Annotated in this window: 25 protein-coding genes; 2 read left to right on the top strand and 23 right to left on the bottom strand. The window is 37.1% G+C overall.

Annotated elements, in window-relative coordinates:
- Positions 1 to 144 precede the first annotated feature (144 nt).
- From ACOMA7_RS06865 to ACOMA7_RS06755, 23 genes are all read right to left on the bottom strand, one after another.
- Complete coding sequence (locus tag ACOMA7_RS06865) at positions 145 to 969, bottom strand: MetQ/NlpA family ABC transporter substrate-binding protein (protein ID WP_054608040.1); 825 nt, start codon at positions 967 to 969, stop codon at positions 145 to 147.
- Between the two features lie 13 nt (positions 970 to 982).
- Entirely contained in the window at positions 983 to 1,618 is a 636-nt protein-coding gene (locus ACOMA7_RS06860; RefSeq protein ID WP_155443279.1) for a methionine ABC transporter permease, read from the bottom strand.
- Positions 1,619 to 1,667: 49 nt separating this feature from the next.
- The gene (locus ACOMA7_RS06855) at positions 1,668 to 2,702 is read right to left on the bottom strand and encodes a methionine ABC transporter ATP-binding protein (RefSeq protein ID WP_034532087.1); all 1,035 of its coding nucleotides are present in this window, start codon (positions 2,700 to 2,702) and stop codon (positions 1,668 to 1,670) included.
- A 336-nt stretch (positions 2,703 to 3,038) separates the two neighbouring features.
- Positions 3,039 to 4,241 carry an FtsW/RodA/SpoVE family cell cycle protein gene (locus ACOMA7_RS06850; protein ID WP_034532086.1) on the bottom strand — a complete coding sequence of 401 codons (1,203 nt, stop codon included), beginning with the start codon at positions 4,239 to 4,241 and terminating at the stop codon, positions 3,039 to 3,041.
- A gap of 22 nt (positions 4,242 to 4,263) precedes the next feature.
- Positions 4,264 to 4,488 carry a DUF2969 domain-containing protein gene (locus ACOMA7_RS06845; protein ID WP_034532084.1) on the bottom strand — a complete coding sequence of 75 codons (225 nt, stop codon included), beginning with the start codon at positions 4,486 to 4,488 and terminating at the stop codon, positions 4,264 to 4,266.
- Between the two features lie 46 nt (positions 4,489 to 4,534).
- Complete coding sequence (gene yidD / locus ACOMA7_RS06840; protein WP_080997547.1) at positions 4,535 to 4,810, bottom strand: membrane protein insertion efficiency factor YidD; 276 nt, start codon at positions 4,808 to 4,810, stop codon at positions 4,535 to 4,537.
- Between the two features lie 26 nt (positions 4,811 to 4,836).
- Complete coding sequence (gene mreB, locus ACOMA7_RS06835) at positions 4,837 to 5,832, bottom strand: rod shape-determining protein (protein ID WP_053795286.1); 996 nt, start codon at positions 5,830 to 5,832, stop codon at positions 4,837 to 4,839.
- 64 nt (positions 5,833 to 5,896) lie between these two features.
- The gene (murA, locus tag ACOMA7_RS06830; RefSeq protein ID WP_421392873.1) at positions 5,897 to 7,204 is read right to left on the bottom strand and encodes a UDP-N-acetylglucosamine 1-carboxyvinyltransferase; all 1,308 of its coding nucleotides are present in this window, start codon (positions 7,202 to 7,204) and stop codon (positions 5,897 to 5,899) included.
- 25 nt (positions 7,205 to 7,229) lie between these two features.
- Positions 7,230 to 7,445 (bottom strand): DUF1146 family protein, encoded by a 216-nt coding sequence (locus ACOMA7_RS06825; protein ID WP_034532207.1) that lies wholly within the window; start codon positions 7,443 to 7,445, stop codon positions 7,230 to 7,232.
- A gap of 132 nt (positions 7,446 to 7,577) precedes the next feature.
- Positions 7,578 to 8,000: a F0F1 ATP synthase subunit epsilon gene (locus ACOMA7_RS06820; RefSeq protein ID WP_034532079.1), complete on the bottom strand. Its 423-nt coding sequence runs from the start codon at positions 7,998 to 8,000 to the stop codon at positions 7,578 to 7,580.
- Between the two features lie 12 nt (positions 8,001 to 8,012).
- A complete protein-coding gene (gene atpD, locus ACOMA7_RS06815; RefSeq protein ID WP_054449823.1) occupies positions 8,013 to 9,419 on the bottom strand; it encodes a F0F1 ATP synthase subunit beta in 1,407 nt (468 codons plus the stop codon).
- 23 nt (positions 9,420 to 9,442) lie between these two features.
- On the bottom strand, positions 9,443 to 10,345 hold the full coding sequence (locus ACOMA7_RS06810) for a F0F1 ATP synthase subunit gamma (RefSeq protein WP_034532074.1): 903 nt from the start codon (positions 10,343 to 10,345) through the stop codon (positions 9,443 to 9,445).
- 21 nt (positions 10,346 to 10,366) lie between these two features.
- The gene (gene atpA / locus ACOMA7_RS06805) at positions 10,367 to 11,896 is read right to left on the bottom strand and encodes a F0F1 ATP synthase subunit alpha (protein WP_034532072.1); all 1,530 of its coding nucleotides are present in this window, start codon (positions 11,894 to 11,896) and stop codon (positions 10,367 to 10,369) included.
- Between the two features lie 31 nt (positions 11,897 to 11,927).
- Positions 11,928 to 12,470 carry an ATP synthase F1 subunit delta gene (atpH, locus tag ACOMA7_RS06800; protein WP_054449822.1) on the bottom strand — a complete coding sequence of 181 codons (543 nt, stop codon included), beginning with the start codon at positions 12,468 to 12,470 and terminating at the stop codon, positions 11,928 to 11,930.
- Positions 12,460 to 12,996, bottom strand: coding sequence for a F0F1 ATP synthase subunit B (atpF, locus tag ACOMA7_RS06795; RefSeq protein ID WP_034532069.1), 537 nt, complete (start codon positions 12,994 to 12,996; stop codon positions 12,460 to 12,462). The genes atpH and atpF overlap by 11 nt, the downstream gene beginning before the upstream one ends.
- Before the next feature lie 45 nt (positions 12,997 to 13,041).
- Positions 13,042 to 13,254: a F0F1 ATP synthase subunit C gene (gene atpE, locus ACOMA7_RS06790; protein WP_034532067.1), complete on the bottom strand. Its 213-nt coding sequence runs from the start codon at positions 13,252 to 13,254 to the stop codon at positions 13,042 to 13,044.
- 28 nt (positions 13,255 to 13,282) lie between these two features.
- Positions 13,283 to 13,999, bottom strand: a complete 717-nt coding sequence (gene atpB / locus ACOMA7_RS06785; RefSeq protein WP_034532065.1) for a F0F1 ATP synthase subunit A — start codon at positions 13,997 to 13,999, stop codon at positions 13,283 to 13,285.
- A gap of 274 nt (positions 14,000 to 14,273) precedes the next feature.
- Entirely contained in the window at positions 14,274 to 14,906 is a 633-nt protein-coding gene (upp, locus tag ACOMA7_RS06780; protein WP_421392865.1) for a uracil phosphoribosyltransferase, read from the bottom strand.
- Positions 14,907 to 14,918: 12 nt separating this feature from the next.
- The gene (gene glyA / locus ACOMA7_RS06775; RefSeq protein WP_248596100.1) at positions 14,919 to 16,160 is read right to left on the bottom strand and encodes a serine hydroxymethyltransferase; all 1,242 of its coding nucleotides are present in this window, start codon (positions 16,158 to 16,160) and stop codon (positions 14,919 to 14,921) included.
- Positions 16,161 to 16,190: 30 nt separating this feature from the next.
- Complete coding sequence (locus tag ACOMA7_RS06770; protein ID WP_053795279.1) at positions 16,191 to 17,210, bottom strand: L-threonylcarbamoyladenylate synthase; 1,020 nt, start codon at positions 17,208 to 17,210, stop codon at positions 16,191 to 16,193.
- A 17-nt stretch (positions 17,211 to 17,227) separates the two neighbouring features.
- Positions 17,228 to 18,061 (bottom strand): peptide chain release factor N(5)-glutamine methyltransferase, encoded by an 834-nt coding sequence (prmC, locus tag ACOMA7_RS06765; protein WP_421392879.1) that lies wholly within the window; start codon positions 18,059 to 18,061, stop codon positions 17,228 to 17,230.
- A gap of 1 nt (position 18,062) precedes the next feature.
- A complete protein-coding gene (prfA, locus tag ACOMA7_RS06760; protein WP_421392860.1) occupies positions 18,063 to 19,145 on the bottom strand; it encodes a peptide chain release factor 1 in 1,083 nt (360 codons plus the stop codon).
- A gap of 10 nt (positions 19,146 to 19,155) precedes the next feature.
- Positions 19,156 to 19,740, bottom strand: coding sequence for a thymidine kinase (locus ACOMA7_RS06755; RefSeq protein WP_034534743.1), 585 nt, complete (start codon positions 19,738 to 19,740; stop codon positions 19,156 to 19,158).
- A 170-nt stretch (positions 19,741 to 19,910) separates the two neighbouring features.
- On the opposite strand from ACOMA7_RS06755, the gene ACOMA7_RS06750 reads away from it, so the two are divergent.
- A complete protein-coding gene (locus ACOMA7_RS06750; RefSeq protein ID WP_421392857.1) occupies positions 19,911 to 21,260 on the top strand; it encodes a MurT ligase domain-containing protein in 1,350 nt (449 codons plus the stop codon).
- Positions 21,260 to 21,970, top strand: coding sequence for a type 1 glutamine amidotransferase (locus ACOMA7_RS06745; RefSeq protein ID WP_034532051.1), 711 nt, complete (start codon positions 21,260 to 21,262; stop codon positions 21,968 to 21,970). The genes ACOMA7_RS06750 and ACOMA7_RS06745 overlap by 1 nt, the downstream gene beginning before the upstream one ends.
- Positions 21,971 to 21,998: the final 28 nt, after the last annotated feature.

The raw sequence follows: 21,998 nt of genomic DNA, 5'->3' as shown, positions 1-21,998 counted from the left end.
ATTTATTAGTGATTTTTGTAAATCCTAAACCATTATAATAATCTTTAATGGCAGCTAATTTTAATTCTTTAGAAAACATAAAAGAACCCCTTAAGTTAGATTTCTCCAACTCAAGGGGTTCAGTTCATCTTAGACGCTTTTTTATTAGTAGTTCTTAGCTGGTAGCACAGAACCTTTGTAATGTTTTTTAATCCATTCTTGAGTTGATTTAGATTGTAAAACCTTAACCAATTCCTTGATGTCTTTTCTGTTTTGATCACCATTTCTAACAGCAACAATGTTGAAGTATGGTGAGTTCTTTTCAGGTTTTTGCAAGGCAATTGCTTGCTTATCTGGTTGTAAACCACCTTGAACTGCGTAATTAGAGTTAATTGCCACAGCATCACCTTCACCATTGTTGTAAATCAATGGCATAATCTTTGGTTCGTATCCAGTTTGGAATACCAAGTGTTTTGGATTATAAGCAATATCACTGAAGTTAGCTTGAGTAATATTGACACCCTTCTTAATCTTAATTAAACCGTTTTGTTGGAATAATTGAAGAATACGACCGTAATCAGGTGCATTACTACTTACTAAGATGTGAGCACCATTTTTAAGGTCTGAGAGCTTTTTGTACTTCTTGGAGTAAATACCAATTGGTTCCAAGTGAACGGCCCCTACGTTTACTAAATGGCCATCATATTCCTTATTCCATTGATCTAAGAACGCTGGAGTTTGGAAATAGTTAGCATCTAGTTGCTTTCCTGCTAGTGCACGGTTAGGTAGCACGTAGTCTTGGAAAGTAACGATATCTAACTTAATGCCCTTTTTCTTAAGTTCTGGTTCGATATGACGAAGAATTTGTGCATGAGGAATGTTAGATGCCCCAATACGAATTGTGTTCTTTGCCTTGTAGTTACCAGGACCTAGTAATAGTAAAACGATGAATAAAACAACGATTCCACCAAAGGATAAAAGCTTTTTCATTTTAATATCCCCCTTATAGTGTACGTTTGTCGATTTTCTTAACTAGTAAGTCTCCAACTGTTTGAACGATTAGAACAATAATTAAAATAATAACGGTTGCCACTAAAGTAACAGTGTTGTTATTTGATTGGAAACCATCCAAGTATGCTAGGTAACCTAGACCACCAGAACCAATAGCACCGGCCATTGCAGTGTATGAAATCAATGAAATGGCAGTAACAGTTGCACCGGAAATCAATGCTGGTGTACTTTCTGGAAGTAATACCTTAAAGATAACGTCCCAGTTAGTACCACCCATTGATTTAACGGCTTCAATTACACCATCATCAACTTCTCTAAAGTTAGCTTCAACCATTCTTGCGTAGAATGGAGCAGCTGAAATAACTAGTGATGGGATAGCGGCCTTAGGTCCGATAATGGTACCTACAAGATCCTTTGTGAAGGGTAATAGTAATACGATTAAGATAATGAATGGAATTGATCTGAATACGTTAACTAAGAAAGATACTACCCAGTTAATAACCTTCCAGCCAAAACCAGACTTGTTACGACTTTCAAATAATAATAGTCCTAAAATAATTCCTAATACAGCAACAATAATCATTGATAAAGCAGTCATCCAAACTGTTTCCCATGTTGCTTGTCTCATTGCACTCCAATTAACGTTATTGAATTGGAAGTATGATTGAATTCCTTGATTAGCCACGGTTAATCACCTCTGCTTCCACGTTTACTGATTTCAAGTATTCAACAGCCTTGTTTTGGTCTTCAGGAGTTCCTAGTAGTTGTAGAACTAGTGAACCGATTGAACCACCTTGTGTTTGATGAATACTTCCTTCAACGATGTTTAATTCTAATGAATCAAATTCGCGAATCATTTGGGATACAACTGGTTGTTGTGATTGAGTACCCTTGAAGGTTAACTTAATCACCATACCATTTGGATAGTTCTTAATGATTTCGTCAACGGTCATGCTCAAGTCCTTAGCATTTGGATTGTCATCTTCGTTAACGAAACGTTTAGTGATGTCTTGTTGAGGGTTTTGGAAAATGTCGTAAACATCACCAGTTTCAACAACTTGGCCATCTTGCATAACAGCAACTTTTGAAGCTGTCTTTCTAATGGCATGCATTTCGTGAGTAATCAAAAGAATAGTTAGGTTTAACTTCTTGTTGATCTCTAGTAATAAGTCCAAAATTTCATCGGTTGTTTGTGGATCTAGCGCACTAGTAGCTTCATCAGAAATAAGAATTTCTGGGTCATTAGCCAATGCTCTGGCAATCCCAACACGTTGTTTTTGTCCACCAGATAATTCTGAAGGATAATCGTTTTCACGACCCTTTAGACCAACTAATTCAATTAGTTTTTCAGCCTTTTGATGACGTTGTTCTTTATCAACACCGGCAATTTCTAGTGGTAACTCGATGTTTTGTTGGATGGTTCTAGACCATAGTAAGTTAAAGTGTTGGAAAATCATACCAACCTTCTTACGTTGCGATCTTAATTCCTTGCTACTTAATTTCGCAATATCCTTACCATTAATTTCGATAGAACCAGAAGTTGGGGCTTCTAGTCCATCTAACATTCTAACAAGTGTTGATTTACCGGCACCAGAGTAACCAATAATACCAAAGATTTCACCGTCGTTAATTTCTAGGTTAACGTCTTTAACAGCTGTTAGGATGCTTTTATCAAGTTTGTATTTCTTGTTAACATTCTTAAATCTAATCAAACTGTTTCTCCTCACTTTCAAATAAAAAAAGCCTTCCGCACCTACTGATTTAACAGTAAAGGACGAAAAGCTCGTGTTACCACCTTTTATTCACCATTGCCTCACGACAATAGCCTCATAAGTATCTTTAATACTTCAGCAATATAACGTTTGCCAGACGATGTTAGTTTATCCCAAATTTCGCTAACTGATTATTTATCAAGACCATATTCGGTAACTACAAATAACTCTTTTTCACCAACCGAGCTCTCTGTGATATTCATTAATTACTTACTCATCTTATAATCAAATTTTAATAAAGTATACAATTATTCAATGTACTTGTCAATTCATTAGCTATGAGAAGTCACGGCTAGCACTGAACATGTACCCATAATTATGATACTGCATTGACATGACTAATCCAATCCCTATCATGTTACCAATCAAGGCAGAACCACCTTGACTGACGAATGGCAATGGAATACCAGTCAATGGCAATAGTCCAATACTCATACCAATATTTTCAAATACGTGGAATAAAATCATCATGATAATTCCAGTTGAAATGTATGCGTAGTAGACGTTCTTAGTCTCAAAAGTAACCTTAATCATTCGATAAATTAAAACGAAGTAGATACCAATTAAAACTAAACCACCGATGAAACCAAAGTTTTCACCGATAACTGAGAAAATCATATCTGATTCTCGAACTGGAACATAAACGTGAGATACGTTAAAACCAGTTCCACCGAATCCACCGGAACCAACGGCTTTAATACTTTGCCATAGTTGATAACCCGACCCAGCTAGATTTTCAGGATTTGATGGGTCCAACCAATCATTAACACGATCAAATTGGTAAGATTGAAAACCTAACGCTTCCAAAATCTTTCTACCACCGCTAGTGATAACTAAAATTAAAGCAGTCCCACCAATTGTTGCGAATGCAGCAACTCCAGGAACAATGATTCTCCACGTAATTCCAGATACAATCACTAATCCACCAAGCATGGCGAAGAAAACAAGCATTGTACCGAAATCATTTTCAATTTTTAATAAGACACAGATTGGTAATGTCCACAGGATCATCTTACCCAATAAAAGTGCATCTGTTTTTAATGTGTGAACAGCGTAGTTTCTGTTATGTTCAACAATCACTCTTGCCAACATAACCACAAACGCTGGTTTCATAATTTCGGCCGGTTGGAAAGTCAACGGACCTAATTGGAACCAACTTTTGGCCCCTGTTTGAATAAAGTAATATCTACTGTACAAAACAAGTAACGATGCCAGTAACGTTAAAGCTCCCCAGTAAATAATTGGTGCAACTTTCCATAATTGTTCAGAATCAAATTGCATGATGATTATGATTAATACAGTTCCGATTGTATACCATACCAACTGCGTAATCATTTGCTTCACGATTGTTCCGGAATAAGAATCATGATTTACGGCAACATAAATCGCACCAATACCAATCAATGCTAAAAGGCCAACACAAATTATGATTGTCCAATCTAATCGAGAAGAATTGCTATCATTGTCACTATTAAACACTGCAAATCACCTCTAAATCATCTTAGCCCTTGTGTAAGTTGTATTGGCTAATTAATAATTCGATTCCTTCGTCTAAGGATTTGGCTTTAAATACATTATCTTCATCAAAAACAGCTTCAAACTTTTCTTCATCAACTTGACGAATAAAGCCAACTTCTTGCTTACCAACAAAAAGAACTTCGCGTTCTTCACCGTTCACGTTCTTTGTATCTAAAGTAACTTCAATATTTTTCTTTCCCTTTGACATTTTGTCCTCCTAAAAATAAAAGTAGTCGATTCAAATATTTGATCGACTACTTTAAATTCATAGAACGTCGATAATCTTTCGACGCCCTCTTATTTCTAAAAATAGTAAAATGATCAGAAACCGGATCATAACCACCTTTGACAAAAGGATGACAACGTAAAATCCGTGCACACCCCATTACAAAACCTAATAATGCTCCGTGCTTTCTGACAGCATCGATCATATAAGTAGAACATGTCGGATAATAACGACAAGAGGCCGGTAATAGTGGTGAAATGAATCGTTTATATCCCACCACCAATTTTATCAGAAACTTTCTCATCAGTTATCACTTTCTTATATTAATCTTTATTTTTTGCTTTCTTGTTTGTTGATATGTTCAAGTAATGCACCGGCACCCTTAGCAACATTATCTAGAGGACTTTCAGAAATTAACACTGGCACAGTTAATTCTTTTGAAATGGCATGGTCGATTCCTCTTAATAAGGCACCACCACCTGTTAAAATAATTCCTCTATCCACAATATCAGAAGCTAATTCAGGAGGAACTACTTCTAAGACATCCTTAGCAGCATCAATGATTTGATTTACTGTATCTTCAATTGCCTTTTGAACTTCCTTACTGTTTAAAGTAATAGATCTAGGCATTCCACCAAGAACGTCTCTACCACGTACTTCCATTTCCTTAACATCAGTTTCATTAGGGTCTGCAGTACCGATGGTAATCTTAATCTTTTCAGCAGTATGTTCTCCAATAACCAATCCGTGTTTGTCCTTTATGTAAGAAACAATATCAGCGTTCATTACATCACCAGCTACACGAATTGACTTACTTGCAACGATATCACCTAATGATAACACGGCGATGTCAGATGTTCCACCACCCATATCAATTACCATGTTTCCTTTTGGTTGGAAAATGTTCATTCCAGCACCAATTGCAGCAACTTTAGGTTCTTCTTCGATGTAAACTTTACCACCACCGGATTTTTCAGCAGCTTGGATAATTGCTTTTCTTTCGATGTTAGTAATGTTTGTAGGAGCACAAATCATGGTCTTAGGCTTTGACATGAAGCCCTTAACACTTAACTTGTTGATAAAGTATGTAAGCATTTTTTCAGTTACATCAAAATCTGAAATAACTCCTTCTTTTAGTGGTCTGATTGCACGAATATTACTTGGAGTTCTACCAACCATTCTGTATGCTTCAGAACCAACTGCTAACAACTTGTTTGTTTTAATATCTACTGCAACTACTGAAGGTTCGTTTAGCACGATTCCTTTCCCAGTTACGTAAATCAAAACATTAGCAGTACCTAAGTCAATGCCGATATCTTTTACCATTTCTCTCTTCCTCCTGAGTTAACTCATGTATTAAATATTATATCATATCGCTCTATAATTCATTTTATTCTTGCGAAGTTTTACTAATGAAAATTTCTTCATCATCTTTCATGTTAACTCTCTTAATGTCAGCACCCAATTTAGCTAACTTAACATGAAAATCGTAATATCCTCGATCTAAATATTTTAGGTTTCTAACGATTGTAATACCGTCAGCAACTAATCCAGCAAGAACGAGTGCTGCAGCAGCTCTCAAATCAGTTGCAGCTACTTCCGCTCCGCTAAACTTAGTTGGTCCGTTTAAGACCACACTCTTACCGTTAATTCTAAACTTGGCGTTCATTCTAGCTAATTCATCCAAGTGCATAAAACGATTTTCAAACACTGTTTCAGTCAATAAACTACTACCTTGAGCAGCTAATTGTAAAACACTAATTTGAGGTTGCATATCTGTTGGAAAACCTGGATATGGGAGTGTCTTTACGTCAACAGGTTTTAATTCGTCTGGACCAATAACACGAATTCCATTAGGTTCTTCCTCAACAGTAACACCCATTTCTTGCATTTTAGCGATTAATGGTTGATTGTATGATGATTCTGCATCTTCAATCAAAATGTTACCACGTGTCAAAGCAGCAGCTACCATAAAAGTACCTGCTTCAATACGGTCTTGTAGTACACTATGGTCGACACCGTGTAACTTACTTACACCCTTAATCTTAATTTTGCTTGTACCTGCTCCCATAACATTAGCACCCATCGCATTTAAGATGTTAGCTAAGTCAACGATTTCAGGTTCTTGAGCAACATTTTCGATGATGGTTTGGCCTTCTGCTAATGTGGCAGCCATCATAATATTTTGAGTAGCACCAACACTTGGGAAGTCCATGTAAATTTCGGCACCCTTTAAACCATCTTCAGCAAAAGCCTCAACGTATCCATCGTGTTGTTCGATTTTGGCACCTAGTGCTTCAAAACCTTTCAAGTGAATATCAATTGGTCGAGAACCAATTGCACATCCACCTGGCAATGCAACCTTAGCATGACCTAATCTGGCCAATAGTGGACCCATTACTACAATTGATGCTCTCATCTTTGAAACATATTCTAATGGAGCTTCGTATGAGATTTGGTTTGTAGCATCAAAACTCATTTGATTCTCATTAGTATTAAAGTCAACTTTTAAGTTCAAGAAGCGTAAAACTTCTTCCATTGTATATACGTCTGATAATAGTGGTACGTTGTTTAAAACTGTTTTTCCTTCACTGGCTAAAATAGTAGCAGCCATTATTGGTAGGACAGCATTTTTTGCACCTTCAATGTGGACGTTACCGGTAAGGCGTTGGCCTCCCTTAATCACGATTTTATCCACTGGTAACCCTCCAGTAATTTCAATTTTAATGATTTATTGTAATGTTTATTATCCATATAAAGAAAGATCCCGACACATATCCAATACAGATAGATAATAAAATTATTAAAATTCGGTACTGATTAATGTGCATTTTGACATATCTTTCTAGATGAATATCATTTAAACTCCAAAAAGCTAATCCAATAAAAAATAATTGGACAGCTAAATCTAAGAAAGAATTAATATTTGATGATTCCATAATATCTCCATTCTTTATAGCAACTATAACATAAAAAAAGCTTTTTGTCTTTCTAATCTTTACTAAGTATTTATTAATTTGTTTTTTATTTATGTATAAAAAAAGGTCTGCAAAAAAATGCAGACCTCTTTCTTAATGTTTAGCAACATGAATTCGGTTAATAGCTCTTCTCAAAGCAACTTGGTTTCTTAGGATTTCTTGGTTATCATGCTTTTGTCTAGCAATTTCCAATGCTTTTTGAGCACGGTCTCTCGCAGCAGCGGCACGATCAACGTCGATATCCCCTTGCTTTTCGGCACTATCAGCAATAACAGTTAAGTTATTGTTTGAGAATTCAACGAAACCACCGTTAACAGCAATTTCATCTACATCTGAACCGGATTTTACTTTTACTTCGTCAACTTCCAATGAAGCTATTACGGGAACATGATTAGGCATAATTCCTAATTGACCACTCTTGGTTCTAACAATAACCAAGCGAGCATCTTCACGTTCATATACCTTACCATCAGGAGTAACGATACTAACGGTTAATACTGAGTTGTTATCAGCCAATTAGAACCCTCCTTAGTTGTTTTGCTTCATTTTTTTAGCATTTTCAACTACGTCTTCAATAGGTCCACAGTTTCTAAATGCATCTTCAGGAAGATCATCATATTTACCATCTAGGATAGCTTTGAAACTTTCAACAGTCTTGGCAACTGGAACATATTTACCTGGTAAACCAGTAAATGTTTCAGCAACACTAAAGCTTTGTGATAGGAAGAATTGAATACGACGTGCACGACCAACAATAGTCTTTTCTTCGTCAGATAATTCATCCATACCTAAGATAGAAATGATATCTTGAAGTTCATGGTATCTTTGCAATACTTGTTGCACTTCAGTTGCAACCTTGTAGTGTTCTTCACCAACAATTGATGGATCTAGTGCAGCTGATGTTGATGCCAATGGATCAACGGCTGGATAGATACCTTGTTGAGTTAATGAACGTTCCAAGTTAGTTGTTGCATCCAAGTGAGCGAAAGTAGTTGCAGGAGCAGGGTCGGTGTAATCATCGGCAGGAACGTAAACGGCTTGAATTGAAGTAATCGCACCATTCTTAGTTGAAGTGATACGTTCTTGCAATTGACCCATTTCAGTAGCCAATGTAGGTTGGTAACCTACGGCTGATGGAATACGACCTAATAATGCGGAAACTTCAGTACCAGCTTGAGTAAATCTAAAGATGTTATCGATGAATAATAGAACATCGGTACCAACTTCATCACGGAAGTATTCCGCAATAGTCAAACCAGTTAAAGCAACACGCATACGTGCTCCAGGTGGCTCGTTCATTTGACCATATACCATGGCTGTCTTGTCCAAGACACCTGAACCTTTCATTTCAAAGTACATATCGTTACCTTCACGAGTACGTTCACCAACACCGGTGAATACTGAGATACCGTTATGTCCTTGAGCAATATTATGAATTAATTCTTGAATTAAAACAGTTTTACCAACTCCGGCACCACCGAACAATCCAACCTTACCACCACGAATGTATGGTGCTAGTAAATCGATAACTTTAATACCGGTTTCTAGAATTTCTGCAGATGGATTTAATTGATCGTAACTTGGAGCTTGTCTATGAATTGGCCAACGTTCTGTATCGTCGCCAAATTCAGGACCACCATCAATTGGTTCACCAAGAACGTTAAATACACGACCTAGAGTGTTTTCACCAACAGGAACTGAAATAGGAGCCTTAGTATTTTCAACTTCCATTCCACGGCGTAAACCGTCAGTTCCGTCCATGGCGATAGTTCTAACAACACCGTCACCTAATTCAAGGGTAACTTCTGTAACTAAAGTTTCGTTATCGTCTTTGTGTACACGAAGAGCGGTGTTGATGTCAGGTAATTCAACGTCCGTTGGGAATTCAACGTCAACGACTGGTCCAATAACTTGAATAATCTTACCAGTACTCATTTTCGTTAATTCCTCCCGTCATATTAGTGCTTCAAAGCTTCTTGACCACCGACGATTTCAGTAATTTCGGTAGTAATAGCAGCTTGTCTTGCACGGTTATATTGTAGTTCTAATCTAGAAATAAGATCTGATGCATTGTCTGAAGCAGATTGCATAGCAGTTGAACTTGATGAATGTTCTGAAGTCTTAGCATCAAGGATTGCTCCAAATACTAAACTTTGTGCGTATTGGGGTAATACAACCTTCAACACAGCTGATTCATCTGGTTCAATTTCGTATTCAGCACTAAAATCATGTGCCTTAATATCTTTGCTTGATTCTTCTTCGAATGCTTCGCTATCCATTGGTAGCATTTTTTCAGCTCTAAAAGTTGAAGAAATACGGTTAACAAAGTGTGTGTAGCAAACGTATAACTTGTCAAACACACCATCTTCAAACATTGAGTTTGCAGTCTTAACGATTTCTCTAACTTCAGCGAAAGTAGGAATGTCAGAAACGCCACGATATTCATAAGCCACGTTTACATTACGGTTCTTATAAAAGTCAGCACCATTTCCACCTACAGCTAAAATCATGTAATCATCAGGATTTGGAGTGTGTTCTTCAATAAAGTTATTAGTTTCTCTAATCACATTACTGTTGTAACTTCCTACCATTCCACGATCAGATGTAATAACTAGGTATGCTGTCTTACCAGACTTGTGGTCAGACGCATTACTTGAGGAATTAATTTTGTCTAACAAATGAGACTGAGCTAAATGCATTACAACAGCCTTAACACGAGAAACATATTCCTCATAATTACTGGTATGCTTTTGAATACGATTTAACTTTGCAGTTGAAACCATTTGCATAGCAGTAGTAATTTGACGTGTATTTCTGGTTGATGCAATACGATGTTTAACATCATTAATAGATTCAGCCATTAGTTCTCACCATCCTTCAAGCTAGTTATTTTGTGTTTCTTCTTGCTTACTTGGTGTGAATGATTTAGTAAATTCATCAACTGCATTTGCTAAAGCATCACCTTCTGGTAACTTACCAGTGTTTACAATTGTATCTAATAAGTCACGGTGTGAAGCGTCGAAGAAGTTGAATAATTCAGTTTGGTAACGATGGATATCGTCAACAGCAATGCTGTCTAAGTAACCATGTGTCAAACTAAATAGAATAAGTACTTGTTTTTCGACAGGTAGTGGAGCGTGAAGAGGTTGTTTTAGAACTTCTTCTGTACGAGCACCACGGTTCAACTTAGCTTGAGTTGCATCATCCAAGTCTGAACCGAATTGAGCAAAGGCTTGTAGTTCATGATATGAAGCTAGATCAAGTCTCAAAGTACCTGCTACTTGTTTCATTGCTTTAATTTGAGCGTCCCCACCAACACGAGAAACTGAAGTACCAGCATCAATGGCTGGACGAGTTCCTGAATAGAACATATCTGAATTCAAGAAGATTTGACCATCAGTAATTGAAATAACGTTGGTTGGAATGTAAGCTGAAACGTCCCCTGCTTGTGTTTCAACAATTGGTAAAGCAGTCATTGAGCCGCCACCTAATTTGTCTGATAACTTAGCAGCACGTTCTAGTAAACGTGAGTGGGTATAGAAGATATCACCAGGATATGCTTCACGACCAGGAGGTCTACGAAGAATAAGTGATAGTTCACGGTAAGCGTTAGCTTGCTTTGTTAAATCATCATATACGATTAAAACGTGCTTACCTTGGTTCATAAAGTATTCACCAATAGCTGCACCAGCATATGGAGCAATGTATAGTAATGGAGCTGGTTCAGAAGGACCGGCTGACAATACAATTGTGTAATCCATTGCGCCAAACTTTTCTAGAGTAGCAACTTGTGAACGGACAGTTGAGTCCTTTTGTCCAATCGCAACGTAGATACAAATCATGTCTTGATCCTTTTGGTTCAAGATTGTATCAACAGCGATTGAAGTTTTACCTGTTTTTCTATCACCGATGATTAATTCACGTTGACCACGGCCAATTGGAACTAACGCATCGATTGATTTAATACCAGTTTGTAATGGTTCAGAAACACTTTGTCTGTCCATGATACCTGGAGCTTTCTTTTCAATAGGACGAGATGATTCAGTCTTGATATCACCCTTACCATCAATTGGTTGACCTAATGAGTTGATGGTTCTACCCACCATTTCTTCTCCAACAGGAACTTCCATGATTTTACCGGTACGTTTAATAGTTGCACCTTCACGAATATGTGTACAGTCACCTAAAACAACAATACCTACATCGTTACTTTCAAGGTTTTGAGCCATACCATAGATTCCGTTTTCGAATTCAAGTAACTCACCAGACAACGCATTATCTAAACCATGAGCACGAGCAACACCGTCACCAACATAGGTAACAACCCCTGTTTCTTCAACAGCTAGGTCATCCTTGTAACCGGATAATTGTTGCTTGATTAGAGCACTGATTTCTTCAGCATTAATGCTCATAAAAGTTTCACCTCTTTGATAGATATTGTTATTAACTCAATAGAAGCTTTTTAATGTTGTTAATTTTTGTCTTAACACTTCCATCAAAAATAACGTTCGATGATTTTAGAATTACACCACCGATTAAACTTTGATCAACTTTGTTATTTAAGATAACTTCGTTGGCACCTACACGCGCCTTGAAGACGTCTGTAAGTTTTTGCTTTTGTTCGTCGGATAGAGGAACTACAGATAGTGCATCAGCATGAACAATCTTATGTTTTTCGTTATAAGAATGTTCAAATTCTTCCACAATCAAAGTAAATTCATCCATTTTGTTAGAACCTAGTAAAACTTTTAATAGGTTCTTAACATATTCGACGTCAGAATTGTCAATCAAAGGTTTGATTAAACTTTCTTTTTTGTCTTCTGGAAAGCTTACATCAGTTAAAACTCGACTTAGTGATGAATTATCATCAAATACTTGTTTGATGGATAACAATTCACTCAAACCGGATTCAACTTGATTTTGTTCTTCAAGCACTTCATAAAGTGCTTTTGAATAACGTTTTGCGAATGTGATTTTATCTAGCATCTTGCTTCCCCAACCCTTCAATATAAGAATCAATCAATGCCTTTTGATCGTCAGCTTTTAATTCTTTTTGAATGATCTTAGAAGCAATTTCAATAGATAAATTGGCCACATCATTTTTGGTGTTTGCTAAAGCATCCTTACGTTCTTGTTCAATATCTTTTTGAGCAGAAGTCTTGATACTTTGAGCATCGTTTCTTGCAGTTGTGATAATTTGGTCACTTTGTACTTGAGCAGATTGCTTAGCATTATTAATAATGCCAGTTGCATCTTCTCTAGATTTTGCCAAGGCGTCTTCACGTTGCTTTGCTAAATCTTCAGCGTCCTTACGTGACTTTTCTGCAGAATTGATGTCATCGGCAATCTTGTTAGCACGTTTTTCCATCATTTCTGATAATGGCTTCCATGCGAATTTCATGATAAGCAACATTAACACAATGAATACAAACGCGGTGAAAATCATATTACCGTAGTACAATCCACCACCATCGGTCACAGCGACAGTTGGCAATAATGAATGTGAAAGCATCTATTGACACCTCCTTAACTGAGAATAGAAGAATTATTTTTCCTATTACTTGTTCATGTAAACTAGAGAAAGAACAAGTGAAATAATTGGCATAGCTTCGACCAAACCAACACCAATAAACATGTTAGTTCTTAATTGACCAGTCATTTCTGGTTGTCTAGCCATTCCTTCTAGAAATTTTGAAACAACAATACCGTTACCGATACCAGCACCGATAGCGGAACCACACATAGCGATACCTGCAGCGATTACACCCATGGTAAATCCTCCTTAATAATAAATAAAATTATTCCTCAGGTTGAAGCTTTTGAGAAATGTATACAAAAGTTAGTGTTACGAAAACAAATGCTTGAACACTCCCAATAAAGATTGAGAACGCATCCCAAATCATAGCAATGAAGATACTTGGGATAAAGCTTAGTGCTCCCATTGAAAAAGCTAATTTTGTAACCATTCCTAGAAGCAATTCACCTGCGAAAATATTACCGTATAAACGTAAACCTAGAGTTAAGAAATTAGCTAACTCTTCGAAAACGTTTAAAGGAAACAATAACTTAAAAGGCTTAAAATAACTTCCTACGAAGTAGCCTTTAAAACCTAGTTTTGAGACCCCTAAGAAATGAGCTAATGATAATGACAATGCTGCCAATGTCAAAGCTACAATAGGATCAGCGGTTGGACTCTTAACATATGTAACACCACTATAATCAATTTGGAATAGTAATCCCATTTGATTAGAGATGAAGATGAATAAGAATAATACAAATGCATATAGTCCAAAAGCACTGGCCTCAGATCCTGAAATCGATCCCTTAACTATTCCGTTGGTAAAATCTACAATCATTTCTAGGAAATTTTGCTTTCCTGATGGAATAACTTGTAGCTTTCTTGAACAGATAAAAACTAATAAAAATGTAAATACAGCAGCCACAGTAACAGCAACCATATTACCAATATTAAAAGTTAGTCCAAATAGTTTAAAAGTGGATATTGGATCATTCACAGATTATCACCCCTTTTCGCAACCTAAGCATACTAAACATTAACATTACATTAATGATAGTTTTAACTCTTAAGATGATGTATTTCTCTTTCAAAATACAATAAGATAGTACCACCATTCAGGCTTCATTTCAAAATAAAATAGTTATTTAACACAATTTTTACAAAAATTACAATTTGTGCTTTACAAATTGTAAAAAATGTATCTTGGACTTTTAGTATAAAGTTATGAATAAATAAAAAAATCCATCGCGAAAAAGACGATGGATTTTTATTTATTTAGTCCCAAATAGACGATCTCCGGCATCACCTAATCCAGGTACAATGTAACCGTTTTCTAAATGATCATCTAACGCAGCAGTGTATATATCTACGTCACCATGGGCTTTTTGAAGTGCTTCTACACCTTCGGGAGCAGCTACCAAGCACACAAATTTAATATTACTTTCGTCGACACCACGCTTGATTAAAGCATCAATTGCCATAATGGCAGAACCACCTGTAGCAAGCATTGGATCAACAACAAAAATTTGACGTTTGTCAATATCACTTGGTAATTTCACAAAGTATTCATGAGGTTCCAAAGTGTCTTCATCACGATACATACCGATATGACCAACCTTAGCGGCTGGAATTAAATCTAAGATACCATCAACCATACCGATACCAGCACGAAGGATGGGCACAACCGCAACCTTCTTACCAGATAGTTGCTTTGCATGTGCGATACCTTGTGGAGTTTTTACATCAAAGTCTTCTAGTGGCATATCTCTAGAAACTTCGAAAGCTAACAATGAAGCAATTTCATTTACAACTTCACGAAATTCTCTAGTTCCGCAATTTTCGTTTCTAATAATCGTTAACTTGTGTTGAATCAATGGATGATTCATTACTTGAAATTTTCCCATGATTGATCTCCTTTAATCAAAAATTGGATGTGATTGGGTTAATTGGGATACTTCTTCTTTTACTTCATTTAGAATATTTTCGTCGTTATGATGTTCGATTGCACGTGTTATCATCTTTGCAACTTTACGTGAATCTTTTTCATCGAACCCTCTAGAAGTAATCGCAGGAGTTCCTAATCTTAATCCACTTGTAACAAATGGACTTAATTTCTCATCAGGAATTGCTTCCTTATTAGTTGTAATCTTAAGTGAATCTAATAGGATTTGAGCTTCTTTCCCATTTAATTCAGTCTTGGTTAAATCTAAGACCATCAAATGGTTATCGGTACCACCAGATACCACCTTGATAGTATCACTGTTGTTAAATTCATCTGCCATTGCAGCAGCATTTTTAATAACTTGTTTTGAGTATTCTGTAAATGCTGGTTGCAAGTCTTCAAAGAAACAAGCAGCCTTACCAGCAATCACGTGTTCCAATGGTCCACCTTGTGATCCAGGGAACATTGCAGAATTAATCTTTTTAGCATATTTTTCGTTAGACAAAATCATTCCACCACGAGGACCTCTTAGAGTCTTGTGAGTGGTGGTAGTTACGACATCGGCAATTCCGATGGGACTTGGATGTAATCCGGTAGCAACTAGTCCAGCAATGTGGGCCATATCTACCATTAAGTATGCGCCAACTTCGTCGGCAATTTCTCTGAACTTATTCCAGTCGATGATACGGCTGTAAGCTGAAGCACCAGCAACAATAATTTGTGGTTGAACTTCCTTTGCAATTTCTAAGATATCATCGTAGTTAAGACGTTCAGTCTTTGGATCTAGGCCGTATGAGAATGATTGGTAAATCTTACCTGAGAAGTTTACCTTGGCACCGTGGGTTAGATGTCCCCCTGCGTTTAGGTCCATTCCTAAAATCTTATCTCCAGGTTTCAAAAATGCTGAGTACACAGCTTGGTTAGCTTGTGAACCTGAATGTGGTTGAACATTAACATATTCAGCCCCAAATAACTTCTTAGCACGTTCAATCGCTAATGTTTCTGATTTATCTACAAATTCACAACCACCGTAGTATCTCTTACCAGGATATCCTTCGGCGTATTTGTTAGTTAAAACAGAACCTTGCGCAGCCATTACAGCGTTTGATGCGATGTTTTCTGACGCAATTAGTTCAATTGTGTTTTCTTGACGAGTTTGTTCATTCTTAATTACATCCCATAATTCTTTGTCTTCATTTTGGTAATCGTATTTCATGATAGAAGTGCCCCCTCAAAATTTACGTAACTATTTATTAAAATGTTTTTGTCCAGCAGATTTATTCAATCTGTTCATATATGCTTCACCAATTCCTTGATTTGCAAAACCTTGGGTCAAGATTGATTTTACTTCTTCTTCATTATCAAAATGTCTTAGTCCTGCAAATAAAGCATGACTTGCTGATAAGACGGTATCTCCTAATGAAAATGTTTCAACATTATCAGGCCAATTGATATCATTTAAAACAGTATCAATTGCCATGACTCCAACAGTATGATCTTGTTTAGATGCCCATTTAGCAGCTTCTTTGAAGTCGCTAATAGCGTCTACAATATAGACTTGTGCTGATGGTGCGTAATGTTTGTACTTCATTCCAGGTGCCTTTGGAATTTGACTATCAGATAGATGAACTCGTTCGTCTAGCACTGGTTTATTAATAATTTCTTCGATTTGTTCAGCTGAAATAGCACCCGGTCTTAATATGGCAGGTTGATCAGTCGACATATCCAAGACAGTGGATTCAACACCGTATTGGCATTCTCCATCATCTAAAATCCCTGCAATCTTACCTTTTAAATCATGATAAACATGCTTGGCCAAGGTAGGACTGGGTTTCCCAGATGTGTTAGCAGATGGTCCCACAATTGGCACTCCTGCTTCTCTAATCAATGATAGTGTAACCTCATTATTAGGATTTCTAAATGCTGCAGTATCTAATCCACCGGTAACGGTTTTAGATAATACATTGTCTTTCAAATTAAAAATAATAGTTAATGGTCCAGGCCAAAATGTATTAATTAGCTTCTTTGCCTCATCAGACAATGGTTGTGCGTATCTTTCAACCATTTCTGGGCCGTCAACATGGACGATTAAAGGATTATCACTTGGACGTCCTTTAGCCGCGTAAACTTGCTTAACCGCATCTTCATTAGTTGCATCAGCTCCTAAACCATATACCGTTTCAGTTGGAAAAGAAACTAACTTTCCATCCGCGATATCTTTAGCAGCGTCAGATAAATCATCTGCAGTGTATATCTTTGTGTCCATAAATAAATACATCCCCCCTAATAATTAACTCGAATCATTCTCGGATTGCCGAAAAAGTCATCACGATTGGTGACCTCGCATCCTGGAATTGATTCGGTAAAAATCTCGGTTACTGCTTCAGTTTGTTTAAACCCAATTTCAAGATATAAACTACCGTGAACAGTGTCCTTCTTTATTTTAATATAATCTGCGATTTTTTGATACATAAATAAGCCATTATTTTTTGCAAATAATGCTTCTTTTGGTTCGTGTTCTATGACACTTTCGTCCATATACTTGATTTCATCTTCGGAAATATAAGGAGGATTACTAATAATAACGTCATAATCTTCGGTTATTGCGTCAAACAGATCACTCTCGATGAACCTAACGTTCGTTTCGTTCATTTCATTGTTCAAACCCGCTACCTGTAAGGCTTTTGCGGAGATGTCAGCAGCATCTACCTGCCAGTCTGGATGTTCCTTACTAATTGAAATGGCAATTGCACCACTTCCGGTTCCCATGTCGAGAACTTTTAGGTATTTTTGATCAGCAAAATCAGTCAATAGCCACTCTACTAATTCCTCTGTTTCGGGGCGTGGAATTAGGACTCTATCATCGACTTTAAAACGATTACCATAAAAATCAGTCTCACCGATGATGTATTGAGCCGGTTGGCCATTTAGATATTGGTCAATCCAATCGAAGTATCTTTTGACGTCTTCTTGTTTCATTTCGTCACGATAATGCAAGAGTAAGTGGGTATTATCGAAGCCAAACATTTCCATTAAGAACAGCTTGGCGGTCTCCTCATCTAAATTTTTTCCGGAGATAAGAAAAGAAGCCCTCTTCTGGGCTTCAAAATAAGTCATATTAGTCATTCTTTAGTTGCTCCAACTTGGCAGTTTGGTCAGATAGAATCAATGCGTCAATGATATCTTCTAAGTCACCATTCATAACCTTATCCAACTTGTTAACTGTCAAACCAATACGGTGATCAGTAACACGGTTTTGAGGATAGTTGTAAGTTCTAATTCTTTCTGAACGATCACCAGTACCCACGGCTGATTTTCTTTCAGCGTCATACTTATCTTCTTCTTGTTGTTGGTAATAATCGTATACACGTGACTTCAACACTTGCATTGCCTTAGCACGGTTTTGTTGTTGTGAACGTTCATCTTGCATAGCAACAACAATCCCTGTTGGCAAGTGGGTCATTCTAACAGCTGATGAAGTTTTGTTAACGTGTTGTCCACCGGCACCAGATGCACGGTAAACATCAGTCTTAATATCTTTTGGATCAATATCTATATCAACATCTTCAGCCTCTGGCATAACACCAACGGTAGCAGTAGAAGTATGAATACGACCAGCTGATTCAGTTGAAGGAACACGTTGCACACGATGAGCACCGTTTTCAAACTTCAATTTAGAATAAACATTTTCACCTTGAATCATGATGGCAATTTCCTTAAAACCACCAACTTCAGTGTCGCTTTCATCAATGATTGATGTCTTCCAGCCTTGGCTTTCAGCGTAACGGATGTACATGTTGTATAGGTCAGCAGCAAATAGACTACCTTCATCCCCACCAGCAGCACCGTGGATTTCCATGATGATGTTCTTGTCATCATTAGGGTCCTCAGGTAATAGCATAATCTTGATTTGTTCTTCAAGTTCAGCCTTTTGTGGTTCTAGTTCACTAATTTCACTCTTAACCATTTCATTCATGTCATCGTCTAGCTTTTCAGCAAGCATAGCCTTGTCGTCTTCAAGTTGTGAGACAACGTCCTTGTACTTGTTGTAAGCAGCAACAACTTCTCTTAGACTACCTTCTTCTTTAGATAGTTCCATGAAACGTTTTGTATCTGCGATAACTTCTGGGTCACTGATCAATTCGTTTAGTTCATCGTATCGATCAACTACTGATTGCAGCTTTTCAAATATTTCATCCATTAATTATTCCTCACTTTCCCATTTCGTCCAAAGGTGGGTTGAAATAATGCTTACGACATACTGGGTAGTATGATTCGTTTCCACCTACTTGAATTTGTTCACCTTCATATACTGGTTGATTGTCATGGAAACGAAGGTTCATTGTAGCCTTGCGACCACAGAACCAACAAATTGTCTTCATTTCTTCAATCTTGTCAGCATATAACAATAACGCTTCAGATCCTTCAAATAACTTGTTTTGGAAGTCATTCTTTAGACCAAATGCGATTACTGGAATCGATAGTTCATCGACAATTTTTGCTAATTGTAAGACGTGAGCCTTAGTTAAAAATTGGGCTTCGTCAATTAAGATACAACTAGCATCTGGGTCAATTTCTTTGACCATTTCAAAGCAATCAGAATCCGCTTCAATCACATGTGCACCTCTGCTTAATCCTACTCGGGATGCAACAGTACCTCTTTCTTCCCTTGTGTCCAATGCACTTGTCATGATTACGACTGATTTACCTTGTTCTTCATAATTATGAGCAACTTTGATGATTTCAATGGACTTTCCACTGTTCATTGCCCCGTAGCGATAATATAGTTGTGCCATGATTAAACTCGCTTTCTGTATTTTTTCATTTATTATTATAGCTGATTTACGAATTAATTTCGACAGTTCCAAAGAATTTACATCATTTTACTGAAATAATGCAATTATTCGGTCTATAATAGTAAAGTATGATAAAATTTTGTGTATTAATTAATTAAGGAGTACAAGCAATGTCTATAAGAAGCGAATTTGCGACTTTTGCTGGTAAGTCTTCATACTGGTTTTTACATACCTTTATGAACGGAGGAAGTTCTCTTCCTGGAAAGATTACCACCGCAATTGATCCAGCGATTTTAAAACATCTAGGTCAAAACTATGACATTATTGTGGTTACTGGTACTAACGGAAAAACCCTAACCACTGCACTTACTGTTCAAGTGCTAAAACAAAAATACCAAAACGTTGTTACTAACCCATCTGGTTCAAACATGGAACAAGGTCTAGTAACTACATTCCTAAAAGCTAAAAATCCTAAGACCAACCGTCCACTTGCTGTCTTGGAAGTCGATGAAGCAAACGTTATTAAACTAACTAAGTATGTTAAACCAATCGCCTTTGTCTTCACTAACATCTTCCGTGATCAAATGGATAGATATGGTGAAATCTACACTACCTACAAGAAGATTATTGATGGTGTCAAACTAGCTCCAGAAGCTACTATCATCGCTAACGGTGATGCACCAATCTTTAACTCCGTTGATTTACCAAATCCAAAGATTTACTATGGATTCAAAAATCACGATGATGAAGATAACTTCAAGGCTGAACCAAATACTGATGGCGTCTTATGTCCAGTATGTCAAAATATCTTGCACTACCACTACATCAGTTACGCCAACCTAGGTAACTACTTTTGTGAACACTGTGGTTTCAAGCGTCCAGAATTAACTCATGAATTAACTAAACTAGGTGCACTAACTCCTAACTCATCTGACTTCACTGTCGATGGCCAAGACCTATCAATTGGTATTGGTGGAGTATACAACATCTACAACGCCCTAGCTGCTTATTCAGTTGGTCGTTTCTTAGACGTTGATTCAAAGGATATCGCTCAAGCATTCACTGCCAACGAACGTGTCTTTGGTCGCCAAGAATTAATCGACATTGATGGTAAGGAAACTACATTAGTATTGGTTAAGAACCCTGTTGGTCTAAACCAAGTTATCGATACCATCTCAAAGGAAAAAGATGACTTCTCACTAATCTGCCTACTAAACGCCAACTACGCTGACGGAATTGACACTAGTTGGATTTGGGATGGTGAATTCGAACGTTTCACCAAGATGCCAATCAAGAAGTTCATCACCGGTGGTGAAAGATACAAAGACATTACCTTTAGATTTAAGGTTGCTGGTGTGGATGAAAACATCCATGAAGTGCAACCTAACCTAGAAAAGGTTGTCGAAGAAATCCCTAGTCTACCAACTAAGAAGGTTTACATCCTAGCTACCTACACTGCAATGCTTCAATTAAGAAAAGACTTTGCAGAAAAAGGTTACATTAAGGGAGGTATGGAATAATGACCAAAGAATATACATTACACATTGCCCATCTATACGGTGATTTGATGAATACCTACGGTGATTTAGGAAATATCTTAGTTCTTAAATACTATGGAAAGAAAATGGGCATCAACGTTGAATCACAAGTCGTTAGTTTAGACGAAGACTTCAAGTCTGATGACTATGACATCGCCGTATTCGGTGGTGGCCAAGATTTTGAACAAAGCATTGTTTCAAAAGACTTCCAAACCAAAAAAGACGAAATCAAAAAGTTCATCGATTCAGATGGTTGCTTGTTAGCTATCTGTGGTGGTTACCAACTTCTAGGTAAGTACTACATCGATGCTGAAGGAAACAAGATTCCTGGTATCGGCGTATTAGATCACTACACCGAACAACAACATGACAACCGTTTCATCGGTGACATCAAGATTAAGAACAAGGAAACCGGTGAAGTTTACCACGGTTTCGAAAACCATCAAGGTGTTACTTACACTGGAAATGGCGAACGTCCATTGGGTGACGTTGAACAAGGTTACGGTAATAACGGTACCGATCAAGCTGAAGGTGCAATCTTCAAAAACGTATACTGCACTTACTTCCACGGTCCTATCCTAGCTAGAAACAACATCATCGCAAAACACATCTTAATCAAGGCGTTGAAACGTCGTTACCCTAACGATGACTTCTCTGCTCAAGAAAAGATTGACGTTTCAGAATCATATTAATAAACAAAAAGACGGATACATTAAGTAT

It is taken from the genome of Apilactobacillus intestinapis (assembly GCF_049166695.1).
GTDB classification, from domain to species: domain Bacteria; phylum Bacillota; class Bacilli; order Lactobacillales; family Lactobacillaceae; genus Apilactobacillus; species Apilactobacillus kunkeei_C.
Note: the sequence above shows the minus strand (reverse complement) of the source record. Positions and strands in the feature narration are given on the sequence as shown.